The 17235-nt window shown below is 65.5% G+C and carries 13 protein-coding genes; 6 read left to right on the plus strand and 7 right to left on the minus strand.

Going from position 1 to position 17235, the window contains the following annotated elements; translation table 11 throughout:
* Window positions 1–36 precede the first annotated feature (36 nt).
* The 3 genes from MFM001_RS20045 to MFM001_RS20055 are packed head-to-tail and all read left to right on the plus strand — an operon-like array spanning window position 37 to window position 4586.
* Window positions 37–1026: an LLM class F420-dependent oxidoreductase gene (locus MFM001_RS20045; protein ID WP_116377011.1), complete on the plus strand. Its 990-nt coding sequence runs from the start codon at window positions 37–39 to the stop codon at window positions 1024–1026.
* 11 nt (window positions 1027–1037) lie between these two features.
* Window positions 1038–2258 (plus strand): cytochrome P450, encoded by a 1221-nt coding sequence (locus MFM001_RS20050; RefSeq protein ID WP_116377012.1) that lies wholly within the window; start codon window positions 1038–1040, stop codon window positions 2256–2258.
* Window positions 2259–2270: 12 nt separating this feature from the next.
* On the plus strand, window positions 2271–4586 hold the full coding sequence (locus MFM001_RS20055) for an FdhF/YdeP family oxidoreductase (protein WP_116377013.1): 2316 nt from the start codon (window positions 2271–2273) through the stop codon (window positions 4584–4586).
* Here the strand turns inward: MFM001_RS20055 and MFM001_RS20060 are convergent.
* The 4 genes from MFM001_RS20060 to MFM001_RS20075 form a co-directional block, all read right to left on the minus strand.
* The gene (locus MFM001_RS20060) at window positions 4579–5736 is read right to left on the minus strand and encodes a Zn-dependent alcohol dehydrogenase (protein WP_116377014.1); all 1158 of its coding nucleotides are present in this window, start codon (window positions 5734–5736) and stop codon (window positions 4579–4581) included. The genes MFM001_RS20055 and MFM001_RS20060 overlap by 8 nt on opposite strands.
* Window positions 5733–6935: a cytochrome P450 gene (locus tag MFM001_RS20065; protein WP_116377015.1), complete on the minus strand. Its 1203-nt coding sequence runs from the start codon at window positions 6933–6935 to the stop codon at window positions 5733–5735. The genes MFM001_RS20060 and MFM001_RS20065 overlap by 4 nt, the downstream gene beginning before the upstream one ends.
* A gap of 141 nt (window positions 6936–7076) precedes the next feature.
* The gene (locus MFM001_RS20070; RefSeq protein ID WP_116377016.1) at window positions 7077–7697 is read right to left on the minus strand and encodes a hypothetical protein; all 621 of its coding nucleotides are present in this window, start codon (window positions 7695–7697) and stop codon (window positions 7077–7079) included.
* Window positions 7694–8461, minus strand: a complete 768-nt coding sequence (locus MFM001_RS20075; protein WP_116377017.1) for a hypothetical protein — start codon at window positions 8459–8461, stop codon at window positions 7694–7696. Before MFM001_RS20075 ends, MFM001_RS20070 begins: the two co-directional genes overlap by 4 nt.
* 133 nt (window positions 8462–8594) lie before the next feature.
* Between MFM001_RS20075 and MFM001_RS20080 the strand changes: the two genes are divergently transcribed.
* Together MFM001_RS20080 and MFM001_RS20085 are read left to right on the plus strand one after the other, a co-directional pair.
* The gene (locus MFM001_RS20080; protein ID WP_116377018.1) at window positions 8595–9728 is read left to right on the plus strand and encodes an acyl-CoA dehydrogenase family protein; all 1134 of its coding nucleotides are present in this window, start codon (window positions 8595–8597) and stop codon (window positions 9726–9728) included.
* The gene (locus tag MFM001_RS20085) at window positions 9725–10945 is read left to right on the plus strand and encodes an acyl-CoA dehydrogenase family protein (protein WP_192887005.1); all 1221 of its coding nucleotides are present in this window, start codon (window positions 9725–9727) and stop codon (window positions 10943–10945) included. Before MFM001_RS20080 ends, MFM001_RS20085 begins: the two co-directional genes overlap by 4 nt.
* Before the next feature lie 16 nt (window positions 10946–10961).
* Here the strand turns inward: MFM001_RS20085 and MFM001_RS20090 are convergent, their stop codons facing one another.
* The 3 genes from MFM001_RS20090 to MFM001_RS20100 all read right to left on the minus strand — a co-directional run bounded on the left by MFM001_RS20090 (window position 10962) and on the right by MFM001_RS20100 (window position 15517).
* The gene (locus tag MFM001_RS20090; RefSeq protein ID WP_116377019.1) at window positions 10962–12155 is read right to left on the minus strand and encodes an amidohydrolase family protein; all 1194 of its coding nucleotides are present in this window, start codon (window positions 12153–12155) and stop codon (window positions 10962–10964) included.
* Window positions 12156–12239: 84 nt separating this feature from the next.
* A complete protein-coding gene (locus MFM001_RS20095) occupies window positions 12240–13253 on the minus strand; it encodes a hotdog fold thioesterase (RefSeq protein WP_116377020.1) in 1014 nt (337 codons plus the stop codon).
* 77 nt (window positions 13254–13330) lie between these two features.
* Window positions 13331–15517: an acyltransferase family protein gene (locus tag MFM001_RS20100; protein WP_116377042.1), complete on the minus strand. Its 2187-nt coding sequence runs from the start codon at window positions 15515–15517 to the stop codon at window positions 13331–13333.
* Window positions 15518–15951: 434 nt separating this feature from the next.
* Between MFM001_RS20100 and MFM001_RS20105 the strand changes: the two genes are divergently transcribed.
* On the plus strand, window positions 15952–17226 hold the full coding sequence (locus MFM001_RS20105) for a glycosyltransferase (RefSeq protein WP_116377043.1): 1275 nt from the start codon (window positions 15952–15954) through the stop codon (window positions 17224–17226).
* Window positions 17227–17235 lie beyond the last annotated feature (9 nt).

A 17235-nucleotide genomic window follows, 5' to 3' on the forward strand; every position in this document is an offset into this window, starting at 1 on the left:
TGACCATACTGAATTGCTTACTGTAGCGTCAGCGAGATGAAGGTCGACGGCGGGCTTTTCTGCGACCTCGCTCGGGTGCCGGAGTTGGCGGGCACGCTCGAAAAACAGGACTACGACGGCTGCTGGACCGGCGAAATCAACCACGACCCGTTCCTGCCGCTGCTGCTGGCCGCCGAACACACATCGCGACTGGAACTGGGCACCAGCATCGCGGTGGCATTCGCGCGCAACCCGATGACCGTCGCCAACCTCGGCTGGGATCTGCAGACGTATTCTCAGGGCCGGTTCATCCTCGGGCTGGGCACTCAGATCAAGCCGCACATCGAAAAGCGCTTCAGCATGCCGTGGAGTCACCCGGTGCGACGGATGCGTGAATTCGTGCTGGCGCTGCACGCGATCTGGTCGGCCTGGACGGACGGCACCCCGCTGGCCTTCGATGGCGAGTTCTACACCCACAAGCTCATGACGCCGATGTTCACCCCTGAGCCGCAGCCGTACCCGGCGCCGAAGGTGTTCATCGCTGCGGTCGGCGAAGCGATGACCGAGATGTGCGGCGAAGTCGCCGACGGCCTACTGGCCCATGCCTTTACGACCACACGCTACCTGCACGAGGTGACGATTCCAGCGCTGCAGCGTGGCCTGCGTCGTGCCGGCCGTGACCGGGCCGACGTCGAAGTGGCGTGCCCGGTTTTTGTGGCGACCGATGACGACGCCGTCGCCCGTATCCGCAAGCAGATCGCCTTCTACGGGTCGACACCCGCCTACCGCAAGGTCCTCGAGCTGCACGGATGGGGCGACGCCGCGACCGAGCTGCATCAGCTTTCGCTGCAAGGCAAATGGGATGCGATGGGCTCGCTGATCGACGACGAGATGCTCGACGCGTTCGCCGTCGTTGCACCCGTCGAAAAGCTGGCAGCCGCCTTGCGCAGCCGCTGCGACGGCGTGATCGACCGGGTGATGCCGTCCCTGCCGCCCACACTTTCCGAGGACACCGTTACTGCCGTGTTGAAGGAGTTGCGACAGTGAGTACACCGACAATGGACGACGCCGCCAGACTGCTGGCCGATCCGATGGCCTATACCGACGAGCCGAAACTGCATGCAGCGCTGGCTCATTTGCGCGCCCACGCGCCCGTGTCGCGGGTCGAGGTGCCGAACTACCGGCCGTTCTGGGCGATCACCAAACACGTCGACATCATGGACATCGAGCGCGAGAACATGTTGTTCACCAACTGGCCGCGTCCGGTACTGACCACCGCCGAGGGTGACGACCAGCAGGTCGCCTTGGGGGTGCGCACCCTGATCCACATGGACGACCCGCAGCACCGGGAAGTACGGGCGATCGGCGCAGATTGGTTCCGCCCCAAGGCAATGCGAGCGCTCAAGGCCCGAGTCGACGAACTGGCCAAGATCTACGTCGACAAGATGGCCGCCGCCGGGCCCGAGTGCGATTTCGTCCAGGAGGTCGCGGTCAACCTGCCGCTCTACGTGATCATGTCGTTGCTGGGCATCCCGGAGGAGGATTTCCCGCGGATGCTGCGACTCACCCAGGAGCTGTTCGGCAGCGACGACACCGAATTCAAGCGCGGCACCACCACGGAAGACCAAACGGCTGTGCTGCTCGACATGTTCCAGTATTTCAGCGCAGTGACCGCGTCACGGCGCGAAAACCCGACCGAGGACTTGGCGTCGGCGATCGCCAATGCCCGCATCAACGGTGAGCCGTTGTCGGACATCGACACGATGTCCTACTACCTCATCGTCGCCGCGGCAGGGCACGACACCACCAGCGCCACCATCTCCGGCGGCCTGTTGGCGCTGATCGAGAACCCGGACCAGCACCGCCGGCTGCGCGACGACCTCGGCCTGATGCCGCTGGCCACCGAGGAGATGATCCGCTGGGTCACGCCGGTCAAGGCGTTCATGCGCACCGCCGCAGAGGACACCACCGTGCACGGGGTGCCGATCGCCGCGGGCGAGTCGGTGCTGCTCTCCTACGTGTCGGCCAACCGCGACGAGGACATCTTTGACGACCCGTTCGGCTTCGACGTCGGCCGCGACCCGAACAAGCACCTGTCCTTCGGCTACGGCGTGCACTTCTGTCTGGGCGCGGCACTGGCCCGGATGGAGGTCAACAGCTTTTTCAGCGAGCTGCTGCCGCGACTGAAATCCATAGAGCTCACCGGTGATCCGCAATTCGTCGCCACCACCTTCGTCGGCGGCCTCAAACACCTGCCGGTGCGCTACTCGTTCCGATAGCCGTCCGGCAAGATGGACGTCGTGAAGGATCGCGACGTGCGCTACGACGAGCACGCGGTGGTGGCGGCAGGACCAAAACGCGAGGCCGCCGGGGTGAAGGCGGTTCTGGTGTCGCTGCAGCGCGGGCTGGCCTCGATGGGCGCGCTGCGCACCGCCGCGGCGCTCGCGCGGGTGAATCAGCGGCACGGATTCGACTGCCCCGGCTGTGCCTGGCCGGAGGAGCACGGCGGGCGCAAGCTCGCCGAGTTCTGCGAGAACGGGGCCAAGGCGGTCGCCGAAGAGGCCACCAAGCGGGTGGTCACCGCCGACTTCTTCGCCCGGCATTCGATCGCGGACCTACAGGCGCGCCCGGAGCACTGGCTGAGCCAGCAGGGCCGGCTGGCCGAGCCGATGGTGCTACGCCCCGGCGACACCCACTACCGGCCCATCGCCTGGGACGACGCCTACCGGCTGATCGCCGACGAACTGCGCGGGCTGGACAGCCCCGACGAGGCGGTGTTCTACACGTCGGGGCGCACCAGCAACGAGGCGGCGTTCCTCTACCAGTTGATGGTGCGCAGCTTCGGCACCAATAACCTGCCCGACTGCTCCAACATGTGCCACGAGTCCTCGGGCGCGGCGCTGGTCGACGCGATCGGCGTCGGCAAGGGCTCGGTGACCGTCGAGGACGTCACGCTTGCCGACCTGATCATCATTGCCGGCCAGAATCCCGGCACCAACCATCCCCGGATGCTGTCGGTGCTGGAGAAGGCAAAAGCCAACGGCGCCAAAATCATTGCCGTCAACCCGCTGCCCGAGGCCGGGCTGATCCGGTTCAAGGACCCGCAGAAGGTACACGGCGTGGTCGGGCGTGGGGTGCCGATCGCAGATGAATTCGTCCAGATCCGTCTCGGCGGCGACATGGCATTGTTCGCGGGTTTGGGCCGGCTGCTGCTGGAGGCCGACGACCGCGCACCGGGCAGCGTGGTGGACCGCGACTTCATTGCCGCGCACTGCTCGAATTTCGCCGAGTACGAGGCGCATGCCCGCGCCGTCGACCTCGACACCGTGCAGGAAGCCACCGGCATTTCGCGGGATCAGCTGGAGCGCGTCGCGGCCATGCTGGCGCGGTCGCAGCGGACGGTCGCGTGCTGGGCGATGGGGCTGACCCAGCATCGCCATGCGGTGCCGATGATTTCCGAGATCGCCAACGTACTGCTGATGCGCGGCATGATCGGCAAGCCCGGCGCCGGTTTATGCCCGGTGCGTGGGCACTCCAACGTACAGGGCGACCGCACGATGGGCATCTGGGAGAAGATGCCCGAGTCGTTCCTCGCCGCACTCGACGTCCAGTTCGGCATCGTCAGCCCGCGCAAGCACGGCCTGGACACCGTCGACGCGATCCGCGCGATGCGCGACGGGCGGGCCAAGGTGTTCATGGGCATGGGCGGCAACTTCGCCTCGGCGACACCGGATACCGCGGTGACCGAGGCCGCGCTGCGCCGATGCTCGCTGACCGTGCAGGTGTCGACCAAACTCAACCGCAGCCACGTGGTGCACGGCGCGACGGCGTTGATCCTGCCGTCGCTGGGCCGCACCGACCGCGACATCCAGGGCGGTGTCAAACAGCAAGTATCCGTAGAGGATTCGATGTCGATGGTGCACCTGTCGCGCGGCAGCCTGCATCCCCCCAGCGATCAGGTGCGCAGCGAGGTCGCGATCATCTGCCAGCTGGCCCGCACCTTGCTGGGTCCGCAGCACCCGGTGCCGTGGGAACGGTTCGCAGGCGACTACGACACCATCCGCGACGCGATCGCCGCCGTCGTGCCCGGTTGCGAGGACTACAACGCCAGGGTTCGCCAACCCGACGGGTTCCAGCTGCCCCACCCGCCGCGCGACTCGCGCGAATTTCCCACCAGCACAGGGAAAGCCAACTTCGCCGTCAACCCGCTGCAGTGGGTGCCGGTGCCGGAGGGACGACTGGTGCTGCAAACGCTGCGCAGCCACGACCAGTACAACACCACCATCTACGGCCTCGACGACCGCTACCGCGGCGTCAAGGGCGGCCGGCGGGTGGTGTTCGTCAACCCGGCCGACATCGCAAAGTTCGGGTTACAAGCCGGCGACCGCGTCGACCTGGTCTCGGAGTTCACCGACGGCGACGGTGACGTCCAGGAGCGGCGGGCCAAGGACTTCATGGTTGTCGAGTACGCCACCCCGGTCGGCAATGCAGCCGCCTACTACCCCGAGACCAATGCTCTGGTGGCGCTGGATCACGTTGCGGCCAAATCGAATACGCCGGTATCCAAGGCGATCGTGATCAGGCTGGAGCCGGCTGCGGTCAGCTGATCCCGAAGTCGATGACTCCGCGGATGATCTCGCCGTTGAGCAGATCGGCGTAGGCGTCGTTGATGTCGTCGAGGCGGTAGCGCCGCGTGATCATCTCGTCGAGCATCAGCTGGCCGGTCTGGTAAAGCCTAGCCAGCCGGAAGACGTCCGCCCTCGGGTTGCAGGACCCGAACACCGTGCCGGCCAACGTCTTGTTCATCAGGATGAAATCCTGCAGGTTCAATCTGACCGAGTGGGTCAGCTGCGACGTCATGCCGGTGAGGACACACGTCCCGCCTTTGCGGGTGAGTTTCAGCGCGTCGCGGACGTCGTCGGGGGTGATCAGCGACGGCGCGACCACCACGGCATCGGCCATCACCCCATAGGTCAAGTCCCGCACCAGATCCAGCGCCTCGGCGGCGGTGGCCGCGCTGTGCGTCGCACCGAACCGCAGCGCCGACTTCTGCTTGAATTCCACCGGGTCGACGGCGACGATCTGCGCGGCGCCGTTGATGCGGGCGCCCTGGATCGCGCCGGTGCCGATGCCGCCGGCGCCGATCACGACGACGGTGTCGCCGCCACGGACCTCGCCGCGGTTGACCGCAGACCCGTATCCGGTGGGAATGGCGCACGCTAGCAGCGCGGCCGGCAGCAGCGGCAACTCGGGTTCGATCTTGACCAGTGAATCCGCCGCCACCACAGTGTGTTCGGCGAACGCGCCGATCTTGGAAATATGGCCCAATGGCTTGCCATCGGCGGTGTGGTGGCGAAAAGTGCCATCGGTCGGCATCCCCGGTGTCAGCGTGCCGATGCCGGCATCGCACAGGTATTCCATCCCCGTTGCACACCAACGGCATTGGCCGCACACGGCGACGAACGAGGTCACCACATGATCGCCGGGCGCGAATTCGGTGACACCGTCGCCGACTTCGCGGGCGATCCCGGAACCTTCGTGGCCGCCGATCGTCGGGAACATGGTCGGCAATCCGAGCGAGCGCAGCACCTCGTTGGGCGCCGACATGTCGCCCTTGAGGATGTGGTCGTCGGAGTGGCAGAGTCCCGCGGCGGCCATCTCGACCAGAACCTCACCGGCGCGCGGCGGGTCGAGTTCGAATTCCTCGACAGACCAAGGGCCTCCGACGTCGTGCAGGATTGCCGCGCGGCTCCTCATGACGCCGGCGTGAAGGTGACCGGCAACTTGTTGGGGGAGCGGAAGGTGAGGCCGACGATCCCGGTGTCGTCGTCGGGCGCCAGCTCCAGATTCGTGACCCGGTCGAACAAGCTGTTCAACATGATCCGGGTTTCCAGCCGGGCCAGGTGCATACCGAGGCACATGTGGATACCGCCGGCGAACGCCAGGTGTGCCTGCCGGGGCCGGTGGATGTCGAAGATGTTGGGATCGGTCCACCGGCTTTCGTCGCGGTTGGCCGATCCCATGCACAAATCGACTTGCGAGCCGGAAGGGATTGTCTGCCCGCCGATTTCGACGTCTTCGGTGGTGGTGCGCGGGACGTTGGTCAGCGGGGTTTCATAGCGCAGTCCCTCTTCGATCGCGGCGGGGATCAGGTTGCGGTCCCGGTAAACCTCCGCCAATTGCTCGGGATGAGTCAGCAGCAGGTACAGGAGGTTGCCCGACGAGCGGTAGGTGGTTTCCAGGCCGGCCGGCAACAACAGCCGCAGGAACGAGATGATGGCCTCGTCGGTCAGTTTCTCGCCGTCGATTTCGGCGCTGACCAGGTCGCCGATGATGTCGTCGGTGATTTTGCGCCGTCGCTGCTCGACTTGGTCGAGGAAGTAGTCGTATAGGTCGATCGACGCTTTCAGCCCGGCCTCGATGTCGACCGGGATCGAGATCAGGTCGAACGACAACCGGCGGAACAGGTCCAGGTCCTCGCGCGGCAGCCCCAGCAGCGTCGCCGCCACCCGGGTGGGGAATTCGAACGTGACGGCCTGGACCAAATCGGCTGCGCCGTCGTGCTTGATCTCGTCGACCAGCTGATTGCAGACCGGCCCGATCACCGCCGGTTCCCAGCGCTCCAGCGCGGTGGCGCGAAATGCCTTGGCCACCAGGTTGCGGTGGTCGTGATGCTCCTTGCCGCCCATCGCCAAAATGGTGTGCCCGATGACCAGGCCGATGGTCTGGTCGTAGCCGTGCGAGCTGAAGACCCGATCGTCGCGGAAGGCGTGAAAGACGTCGTCGTAGCCGAAGAGCACCCACTCGTCGGCGGGTTTGAGCTCGTCTGGCAGCTGCGATTGGTCGGTGAGCGAACCGTGCCAAACAGGTTCGGTGCGCCGCTTGTACTCGAAGAAGGGATACGGGCTGGTTTGGCCGGTGAGGTCGAGCGTGACGGTGCTGATTGCCATCAGCATCCCTCCTGAGCAGCCGATGAGGTCCGAGGGACCGAACATCGCTATCATAGTATAAATAGCAACGAAGCCCAACGACGGTAGTGCCGCGGGTTGAGACGTGGTCGAAGTGCTTGCCGCGGCCGGGAATTCAGCGGCGGCTAATTAGACTGGTTCGAATTTCGTGATCAGCCACTTGCCGTCGACTTTGGTCATCGACACGAGTACGCTGCTGGCCGCCATCGAAGGGTCAGGTCTGTCCTTGCTGGTGGTGCTCTGGTTGACGAAGACCAGTACCACCGCCGAGTCGGGGTGCATTTCCGACACGGCCGCCTGCACGACCTGAGCGGTGGTGGTCACCGCTTTCTCCTTGGCGGCCGGGGTCACGATCTGTTGAGTGAACTCGTCGTAGTAGTTCAGGAAGTCGCCGGTGAGGTGCGACTTGGCGGCCGCGAAATCCTGGGCGAGGGTGTCCGGTTTGTAGGACAGCAACGCGACGGTGCCCTCTTTTGCAGCGTTGACCGCCGCCTGTGCGGCGGCGTGGCTGGTCTGCTCGTCGGGCCGGTACTGCTTGAAATACAGCCAGGCGGCCAGCCCGCCGGAGGCCAGCAGCAACAGCACCAACACGACCGGAACGACCTTGAGCCGCAGCGTGATCTTCCCGCGCGTGGCCTTCTGCGGTGCTTGCTCAACCTCGGTGGCTTTGTCGATCTCCACGCCTTCGGTGGCCTCGACATCGCGCGCCTCGTCGGTGTTTTCTGCCTCCGTCTTGTCGTCCACGTTCACAGCACGAACTCGACTTTCGACATCTTGATTTGATCGCCGTCGCGGGCCACGCTGACCCGCAACCGGAACGACCGCGGTTCTTCCTTGGCGCCAGCGGAATTGGTGACGCGTTCGTTCGCCAGCACCAGCACGACGGCGGAATCCTTGCCCACCGATTCGATCGCGGTGGTCTTCGCCGATCCCTCCGTGACGACCTTGGACTGCTCGACTACGGAGGTGAAATCGGCGGCGCGCTTTTGGAAGTCGTCGCGGAATTCGCCGGTGGAGCTGTCGATTACCCGCTGCACGTCTTCCTTGGCCTTGTGGAAGTCCAGCGACATCATGTTGACGACGCCCTGCCGGGCCGCCGCAACGAACGCTGCGTCTCGCTGCCGTTGCTGATCGGCGGTGTGGTGGTGCCACATCATGTATCCGCTGGCGCCGAGCAGGGCGCAGATCGCGACGATCGCAGCGGCAGCCAGCGCTCTGGCTGCGATGCGCGCACGCTGCCGGCGCGGCGCTGACTCGGTGGGGGACTCGGCTGGTTCGGCCGGTTCGGGGGTTTCATCGACAGGCTCGTCGGATGTCGCCTCGGTGTCGTCGGCTGGTGCTTCGGCCTTGGCTTCGGCCTCGGCCTCGCGGCGCAGCCGGATTGCCCGCGCCCGGGCACGGGCCGCGGCGGCCAGCGCTTCGGCTTCGGCGGCTTCGGCCTCGGCCTGCTCGGCCAGCGCGAGGGCGTCCTCTTTCGCCTTGGCGTCGTCGGCTCGATCTTCGGCGTTAGCCACGGCCGACCCACCTTGTCAACGTCATTATCGACTGAACTCCGGTATCTCTTACTGTATTGGCCATTGCTACCATCGGAGGACCAGCGAACCCCCGACTGGGACCGATCGGCGAAGGAAGGCCGTAGCCAGGACCATGACTGCCGTCGACTCCCCCGAAAAGATACTCTTTGCCTCCACCACCCAAGCATTTCTTCAAAAAGAGGTGCCGCTGAGCCGGGTGCGGGAGCTGCATGCCGCGGGTATCGCGTTCGACCGGGACTGGTGGCGGCGCGCTGCCGAGCTCGGCTGGACAGGCTTGCTGGTTCCCGAGGAGCTGGGTGGGGGCAGCGTGTCGGAGAGCGGCGTCGCCGACCTGGCCATGGTCGCCGAGCTGCTCGGCAAGACCGTCGCTCCGGGTCCGCTCTATCCGGTCAGCGTCGTGCTGGCCGGGCTGGTGGATAGCGCCGAGCCCGAAACCCATGCCGCGATCATCGAATCGCTGATTTCCGCAGAGACCGTGGCGTCCTGGGCCGTCTACGAGCCGGGTCAGGGCTGGGCGCCTCACCAGCCGTCGGTAACCGCCACCGCGACAGACTCCGGCTACCGCATTGACGGCGTCAAAGACCGCGTGGAAGCCGGCGCACAGAGTGATCTGCTGTTGGTCGTGGCGCGCGCCGACGACGGTGTGCGCCAGTTCCTGGTGCCGACCGACGCGCCCGGGGTGAGCATCGAGCCGCAGCAGTCGATCGACTTGGTCAAGCAGTACGCCCGAGTGCAATTCGACGGGGTGCATGTCGAGGCCGCGGTCGGCAGCGCTGCCGAGACCGCCGCACTGATCGAGCGGCAAAGCCAGATGGCGCAGGTGCTGCAGTGCGCCGAAGTGGTCGGGATCTTGCAGACGGTGTTCGACTTCACCGTGCAGTGGGCGCTGGACCGGCATACCTTCGGCCGTCCGCTGGCGTCCTACCAGGCGCTCAAGCATCGCTTCGCCGATATGAAGATGTGGTTGGAGGCATGCCGGGCGACGACGGGCGCCGCGGTCGCCGACATCGCCGCTCGCTCACCAGAAGCCGGGTTGTCGGCCAGCATCGCGAAGTCGTACGTGGGGGAGATGTCGCCGCAGATCGTGCAGGGCTGCGTGCAGATGCACGGCGGGATCGGTGTGACGTGGGAGCACGACCTGCACCTGTATCTGCGGCGAGTTGCGTTGTATCGCTCCATGTTCGGCACGCCGGAAGAGCACAACCTGGCGGTGTACGCGTGGAAGGAAGCGTCGAGGTCGGCCTGATGACCGAGTCCGTCGACCAGTTCAGAGCCCGCGCCCGGGCCTGGCTGGCCGACAACATGCCACGCATCGACCCGGCGTCCCCGCCGGCCGCGCATCGCGACGACGAACGCAGCTGGCAGCGGGCCCGGGAACTGCAAAAGCGGCTCTACGACGGCGGTTTCGCCGGCATCTGCTTTCCGCGCGAATACGGCGGGCTGGGCTTGGATTACGAGTACCAGAAGACGTTCGACGAGGAGAGCGTCAACTATGAGATGCCGCTGATTCTCAACACGCCGACGTTCACGATCTGTTGCGCGACGCTGCTCGACACCGGCAGCGAGGAGCAGAAGAAACAACACATCGCGGCGGCGCTGCGCGGCGACGAGGTGCTGGTGCAGCTGTTGAGTGAACCGAGCGGGGGATCGGACCTGGCCGGTGTGCTCACCCGTGCCGACCGTAAGGGCGATCGCTGGGTGATCAATGGCGCAAAGACGTGGAGTACCAGTGCTTTTGCCGCCGACTACGGGTTGTGCTTGGCGCGCACCGACTGGGATGTGCCCAAGCACGACGGGCTGACCATGTTCTTGGTGCCGATCGCCCATCCCGGAATCACGTTGCGGCGCATCACCCAACTCAACGGCTCGACGGAGTTCTGTGAAGAGTTCCTCGACAACGTGGACGTCGGCGACGACGCGGTTGTCGGCGAGGTGAACGACGGCTGGGCGGTAGCGTCGCGTCAGCTCTACCATGAGCGCCGCGCGGTGGGGCAGAGCTCCGAATTCGCCAGCGGCACAGGCAGTGAAGGCGGCCGCTCGACGCCGGTGGACTATGTAGCGCTGGTCGAGAAGACTGGGCAGGCCGGCAACGAGCGGGTGCGGGAGATGGCCGGTCGGGTGCTGGTGCACCGGGCGGTCAGCGAGCAGCTGTCCGGGCATGTTTATCGGGGTGTCGAAGACGGCACGCTGCCGCCGGCGGCCGGCACGCTGATCCGGCTCTTTCACGCCGACACCGTGACGTTGGATATGGACACCGGTTTGGCGATCACCGGATCGACCGGGGTGGTCGGCGAGCCGGGGGAGGGCCTGGAGACCGGGCTGCGGTATCTGGCGCGGCAGACGGTCTGCATGGGCGGCGGCACAACGGAGATGGCGCGCAACGTGATTGGCGAGCGGGTGCTGAATTTCCCCCGCGAGTATGCCGCCGACCGCGACGTGCCGTTCAAAGACGTCCGACGCTGACCGTCTGCTCGCGCGGTTAGGCGGCAACCGGCTTGGCGACCTTCATCAACTTCATCAGGTTGCCGCCCATGATCTTCGCGACGTCCTCCTGCTGGAAGTCGGTGAGCTCGTCGACGAAGGAGATGGGGTCCTTCAGACCTTCGGGGTGCGGCCAGTCGGATCCGAACAGCACCCGGTCGGTGCCCACCATCTTGACGATCTCGCTGAACCGGTCCTCCCAGAACGGAGTGATGTAGACACAGCGCTTGAACGCCTCAATTGGGTCCTCGCTGAACGAGTTCGGCATCTTCTTGTACACGCCCTTGAGGCCCTTGAAGAGGTCCGGTACCCAGTCGGCGCCGTTTTCGATCGACAAGATCCGCAGCTCCGGGTTGCGCGACAGCGCGCCGTGGCAGACCAACGCACCCATCGCGTCCATGATCGGCCGATGGCCCATCGTCAGGGAGCGGAAGGCGGTCGGCTTGAACGGCAGGAACTCGTCGCCGGGCTCCCACACATTCGCAAAGTCTGAGTAACCGCTGTCCGAGGCGTGCATCGAGACGGGGATCTCGGCTTTGATGCAGGCCTGCCAGAACGGGTCGAATTCCTCCAGACCGAACGAGCGGCTACCGCGGTAGCCGGGCACCGGCGCCGGCCGAACCAGGACCGTGCGGGCACCGCGCTCCAGACACCACTCGAGTTCCTCCAGGGCCCGCTCGACGATCGGCAAGGTGATCACCGGGGTCGCGAAGATTCGGCCCTCGTAGTTGAACGTCCACGTCTCATACATCCACTGGTTGAGCGCGTGGATGACGTCGTGGGTCATCTCCGGGTCGTCCTTCATGCGCTCTTCGACCAGGCTGGCCAGCGTCGGGAACATCAGCGCGTAGTCGATGCCGAGTTCGTCCATGACCTCGAGCCGCGGGCCGGGCTCGCGGAAAGCGGGGATCGCCTTCATCGGCTCGCCCAGGATCTCGCGGTAGCTCTTGCCGCCCGCGCCGTGCCGGAAGTACTCCTCCTGGGCGCCGGGCCGGGCCACCACCTCGAAGGTGGGGTTGGGGATGTAGTTGCTGATGTGGCCGCGGACCACGATCTTGGTGCGACCGCGTACCTGCACGTAGTCGATGACGTGCTTGCGGTTGTCGGGCAAGAACTTGGTCAGCGCCTCCTGGGTTTCGTACATGTGGTTGTCCGCGTCGAACACTGGGAAGGACAGTTCGCGGGAGGGCATGACGACTCCTAGCTATGGTGATCCAGGTTAAGCGGTAATGACATTACCACCTTGATCCGTAAAGCGTAATAGTCGGCGTCGTATTTATGGCTGGTCCGCATCTCCGCGGTTGACGACCGCGAAATTCACCGTGGCGGTGGCGGCGAGCTCGTCGTCGCCGTTGCCGAAGATGTCCACCTGGGTGACGACGGCGCGCCGGCCGGCACGCAGCACCCGGGCCACCGCCCGCGCCGAACCGCCGGTAATCGGCCGCAGGTAGCGGATGAACAGGTCGGCGGTTGTCAGCCCCGCCCCGGCGGGCAGGTAGGTCAGCCCCAGCTGCCCGGCGGCGACGTCGGCGAGGGTGGCCAGCAGGCCGCCCTGGACCGCGCCGGAGGTGTTGACCACCTGTGGGCTGACCGGCAATTCCATCGCGTACCCGTCATCGGCGTCGCCGTCGCGCAACCCGATCTGGTCGAACAATTCACCCAGTGTCGGCACCGTCACCTCGCGCTCGTCGTCGGCGCCGAGCGCGCGGATGCAGAAGTCGTAAAGCTGTGCGGCGTCAATCGGTGCACCGCTCAATTCGGCTCCCAGCCAATGCAATCGCTGTGCGCCCAACACGGTCTGCATGACGATCGCGGCCGCCGCGCCAGCGTCGATACCCGGCCGGAAAACCCCTTCGGTGATGCCGCGCTGCACGATGTCGCGGATCAACTGGTGCAGCGGCGAGAGCACCCGGGCGTAGTCGCGGGGCCGGGTTTCGGCCAGATGCTGGTTGTAGAGGCTCAGCGCCCGGTTGAGGCTGTCCTGCGTGCTCGATTCCGGTTGTGCGCTGATCCGGTCGATCACCAGCTTCATCGCCGCGGTGCTGTCCAGCCCGGTGGTCTCGGCACGCCAGGATTGCGCCGATTGCGCCATGGTCTTGTCGAACAGGGCGAGCAGCAACTCGTCCTTGCTGGCGAAATGTTGGTAGAACGCCCGCAGTGACGTCTTGGACCGCGCGACCACTTCCTGGACGGTGAAATCGGTGCGCCCGGTTTCGCCGAGGATTTCGACCGCGGTTTTGATGAAACGCTCGCCGCGCGTTACTTCGACGTCGTCGTTCGTGCCGGCCATCCGCTCTCCTCTTCCGCCGCGCAACAAAGGCGCTACGAGAATGAGGTTACCGCAGCTACGGCTTAGCGGGGAGCCTGTCACGCCTGGGCGAGGGCGCGGTCGGCCAGGGTCGCCATTACGGGCGCCAACTGGTGGGCGTATTCAACCGACAGGTGATTCTGGTCGACGAAGACCAGGGTGTTGCCGACGATGACGGGGCAGCGGTCGGGGGTGCAGAACAGATCGGTGAGGTCTTGGTAGTGTCCGCCGCCGGCTTTGGTGGCGGCGGTCTCCTTGGCGATGCCGGATTCGTCCACCGCCGCGGACCTGGTCGGTGCGCAGGCCGTTGCGTCGTCGAGATGCCCCGACAAGCAGGTCGGCATCTCTCCATGCGGATCTGGCAGGGGGCCGAGAACCAGGACTTGCGCGCCGGTGGTGCGCAGCTGTTGCACCAGGCGGGTCAGGCTGTCGTTCCAGGCCGGTTCGTATGACGTGAAACCCGACGGGAACCCGTAGCGATCGCCGTATCGTCGCGTCACGCTGACCACGACCAGTTGGGGGTGTTCGTCGCGCAGCCGGCTGAGGATTCGACCGCGCCACTGCTCGCACTCGGTGTAGACCCGGTGAAGAGGCGGGGTGAAGAGGGGCAAGTCGATCGGTGGGCAACTCGCCTTGGCCAAAGTCTCTAGCCGCCAGTGCCGCTGCTCGGCCACCCGCTGGAAGGCCAGGCTCCACATCGCGGCGTTCGAGTCGCCGATCACGGCCACGGTGGTTTTGGACGAGGTGTCGCCCGACGCGCACTCCGGCTGTCCGGATCCCAACAGACCGCGCATGCAGGCCTCGACCAACATCGCCTTCTTTTCGGCCGCCGCGTCCGCAAGTTGAGGGACGAGGTTGGAGGGGATGGCTTTGAGGTTGGCGGAGGCGCTGACGGCGGCTTGGACTTGGGCGAAGGCGTGTTGGACTGCGGTGTCGTATGGCTGGAGGTTGTGGCCGGTGGGTGGGGGGCCGGTGGTGACGGTCAGGGTGGGTGCGGGTGCGCCGTGTCCGACGGGCGGTGGCACCACGATGAGCAGTGCGGCGCTAAGGCAGGCGGCGATGGCGGTGGCCGCGGCGCCCAGGGTGAGGCTGGCTGCGGCGGAGCGGCGAATGGGGGCGGCAAAGCGCAGCGGGTTTTCCAGCAGGTGCAAGGTGAGGAGGGCCAGTACGGCCGATAGGGCGGCCCCGGCGAGTTTGGCGGGCAGGCTTAGCGGGTGGCCGAACAGCGGTGGGGCCAGGACCAGGATGGGCCAGTGCCATAGGTACCAGGAGTAGGACATGCGGCCGATGGCGCGCATGGGTGCGGTGTCGAGCAGGCGCGCGCAGCCGTGTGTGGGTGTGGCGGTACCGGCACCGATGACCAGTGCGGCGCCGATCACTGGCAGCAGGGCGGCGATGCCGGGGTAGGGGGTGTTGGCGTTGATGATGGTGCAGCCCAACAGGATTAGGGCCAGTCCGGCCCATCCGGTGATCGCGCCCGGTAGGGCTGGTAGTCGGCGCCATTGGCCGACGGTCAATGCGATCAGCCCGCCCAGGGCCAGTTGCCAGGCCCGGGTGGGCAGGGAAAAGAACGCCACGAAGGGCAGCCAGTGGGTGGTGGCCAGCGACAGGGCAAACGAGAAGATGGCGATCAGTGCCAGCACCACCAGGTAGGGCCGTCGCGAGGAGGTGGCTTGGGCCCTGCTGCGTTTGCGCAGCCGGCGGATCAGCCAGGCGGTGCCCAAGATCAGCGGCGCCCACAGCAGATAGAACTGTTCTTCAACCCCTAGTGACCAGTAGTGCTGAAACGGTGAGGGTGGCATGTAGGGGGCCAGGTAGTCCACGCCTTGCAAGATGAAGCGGTAGTTGACCACGTACAGCGCGCTGGCGATGCCGTCGCCGAAGACGGTGCGGGCCTGCAACGGGGGCAACAGCACTGCGGCGCCGATCGCGGTCACCACCCCGACAGCGGCCGAGGCCGGCAGCAGGCGGCGGGCCCGTGCCCCATAAAAGCGGCCTAATCGCACGGTGCCGGTGCTACTGGCCTCGCGCCACAGCAACCCGGTGATCAAAAAGCCTGAGATGACAAAGAACACGTCCACGCCGATGTAACCGCCACCGACACCGGGCACATCGGCGTGAAAGAGCACCACCGCCAACACCGCGACCGCGCGCAGCCCCTCAATATCACCACGAAACCGCGACCCCGCCGGCCGCCCACCCTCCAGCCGCTCAACAGGACGCACACTCTCCGTCTGACTCAACATCACTCACTTGGTGTCAGGGGTCCGTTCCTCAAACAGAGTGATTGTTGCATTCCGTCAGGATCGAAGGGCTGATTCGGAAGATGAAGACCGCATTTCATTACCGAGCGTTGGCAACCGCCCAACGCAATTCGGCGACTTTACACTTGAGCAGGCAATTCTCTGCTTAGTCAGAGCTCGCTAATTCCTCAGCAGGCCAGTCTAATTGGGGCCTGGCCGATCGTCCCGATGGAAACGGGGCACTGAGGCGTCCACAGCAAAGATCGATCGACATGCGGACCCGGTCGGGCGAGGAATATTGGCATCCAGGGACTTCTCGCTTTCAGCAGGAAAACGCCAGTACAGGGGTTATGCTTCGGGACGGCTGAGCCGCGGGCGCGAGGCTGCCGCTTCGTTTCGCAGATGGCGCACAGGAAGTGAAAGGCCAGGATCACGCGATGAAATTTGTGCTGGCAAGTTATGGCACTCGCGGTGATATCGAGCCTAGCGTTGCTGTCGGTCGTGAGTTGCTGCACCGCGGGCACGATGTGCGCATGGCTGTCCCACCTAACCTGGTCGGCTTCGCCGAAGCGGCTGGATTGCCGGCGGTTGCTTACGGCCTGGATCCGCAGGCCATTCTTGAAGCGCAGCGCAACTTCTCGACGTGTTTCTACCGCAGCTTCTGGCGGATCCAGGAGCTGAAAAGGTTGTGGCGTGAAGCCTGGGAGATCGGTAGCCGATGCTGGTCGGAAATGATGACGACGTTGCTCTCGCTGGCCGATGGAGCCGACCTGCTGTTCACCGGTGTGAGTTTCGAGCAGCCCGCGGCGAATGTCGCTGAGTACTACGACATTCCGTTGGCCACCCTGCATTACTTCCCGGCGCGGGTCAACGCTCACAGCCTCTACCCGGCCATTTTGCCCGCTCCGCTGATCCGATCGATCAGGGCGGGCGACGAGTGGCTGTTTTGGCGCTTGACGAAGAAGACCGAAGATGCTCAGCGTCGCGAACTGGGTCTGCCGAAGGCAACCGGCCCAGCGGCGCGGCGAATCACCGAACGCGGAACACTGGAAATCCAGGCGTACGACGAGGTTTGCTTTCCGGGGCTGGCAGCCGAATGGGCGAAGTGGGATGGCCGGCGGCCTTTCGTTGGCGCGCTGTCGATGGACTTGCCGACCGATGCCGACGAGGAGGTCGCCTCGTGGATTGCCGCGGGAACTCCACCGGTATTCTTCGCTTTTGGCAGCATCCCGCTCGAGTCTGCTGCCGAGGCGCTCGCGATGATCAGCGGGGCTTGCGGGCAGTTGGGCGAGCGAGCATTGGTATGCGCCGGCGGTAGTGATCTCAGCGAAGTCCCACATTCCGAACACGTCAAAGTCGTTGGCGCCGTGAACTATGCGAGTACCTTCCCAGGCTGCCGCGTTGTCGTGCACCACGGCGGCGCGGGCACCACGGCGATCGGCTTGCGCGCCGGAGTGCCAGCGCTAATCCTTTGGACCACAGGCGATCAGCCGTACTGGGCAGTTGCGGTCAAGCGACTGAAAGTGGGCACTGCTCGGCGCCTGTCGACCACTACCGAGAAGTCGTTGGTCGCAGACCTCCGCAGAATTCTTGCCCCGGACTACGCTACCCGGGCTCGCGAGCTCGCCACCCGGATGACCAAACCCGCCGAAAGCATCACGGCCGCAGCCGATCTCTTAGAGGAGAGAGCTCGGGTGCGCGTTAAGGACTGATCGGCACCG

It is taken from the genome of Mycobacterium sp. MFM001 (assembly GCF_003402475.1).
Lineage (GTDB): Bacteria > Actinomycetota > Actinomycetes > Mycobacteriales > Mycobacteriaceae > Mycobacterium.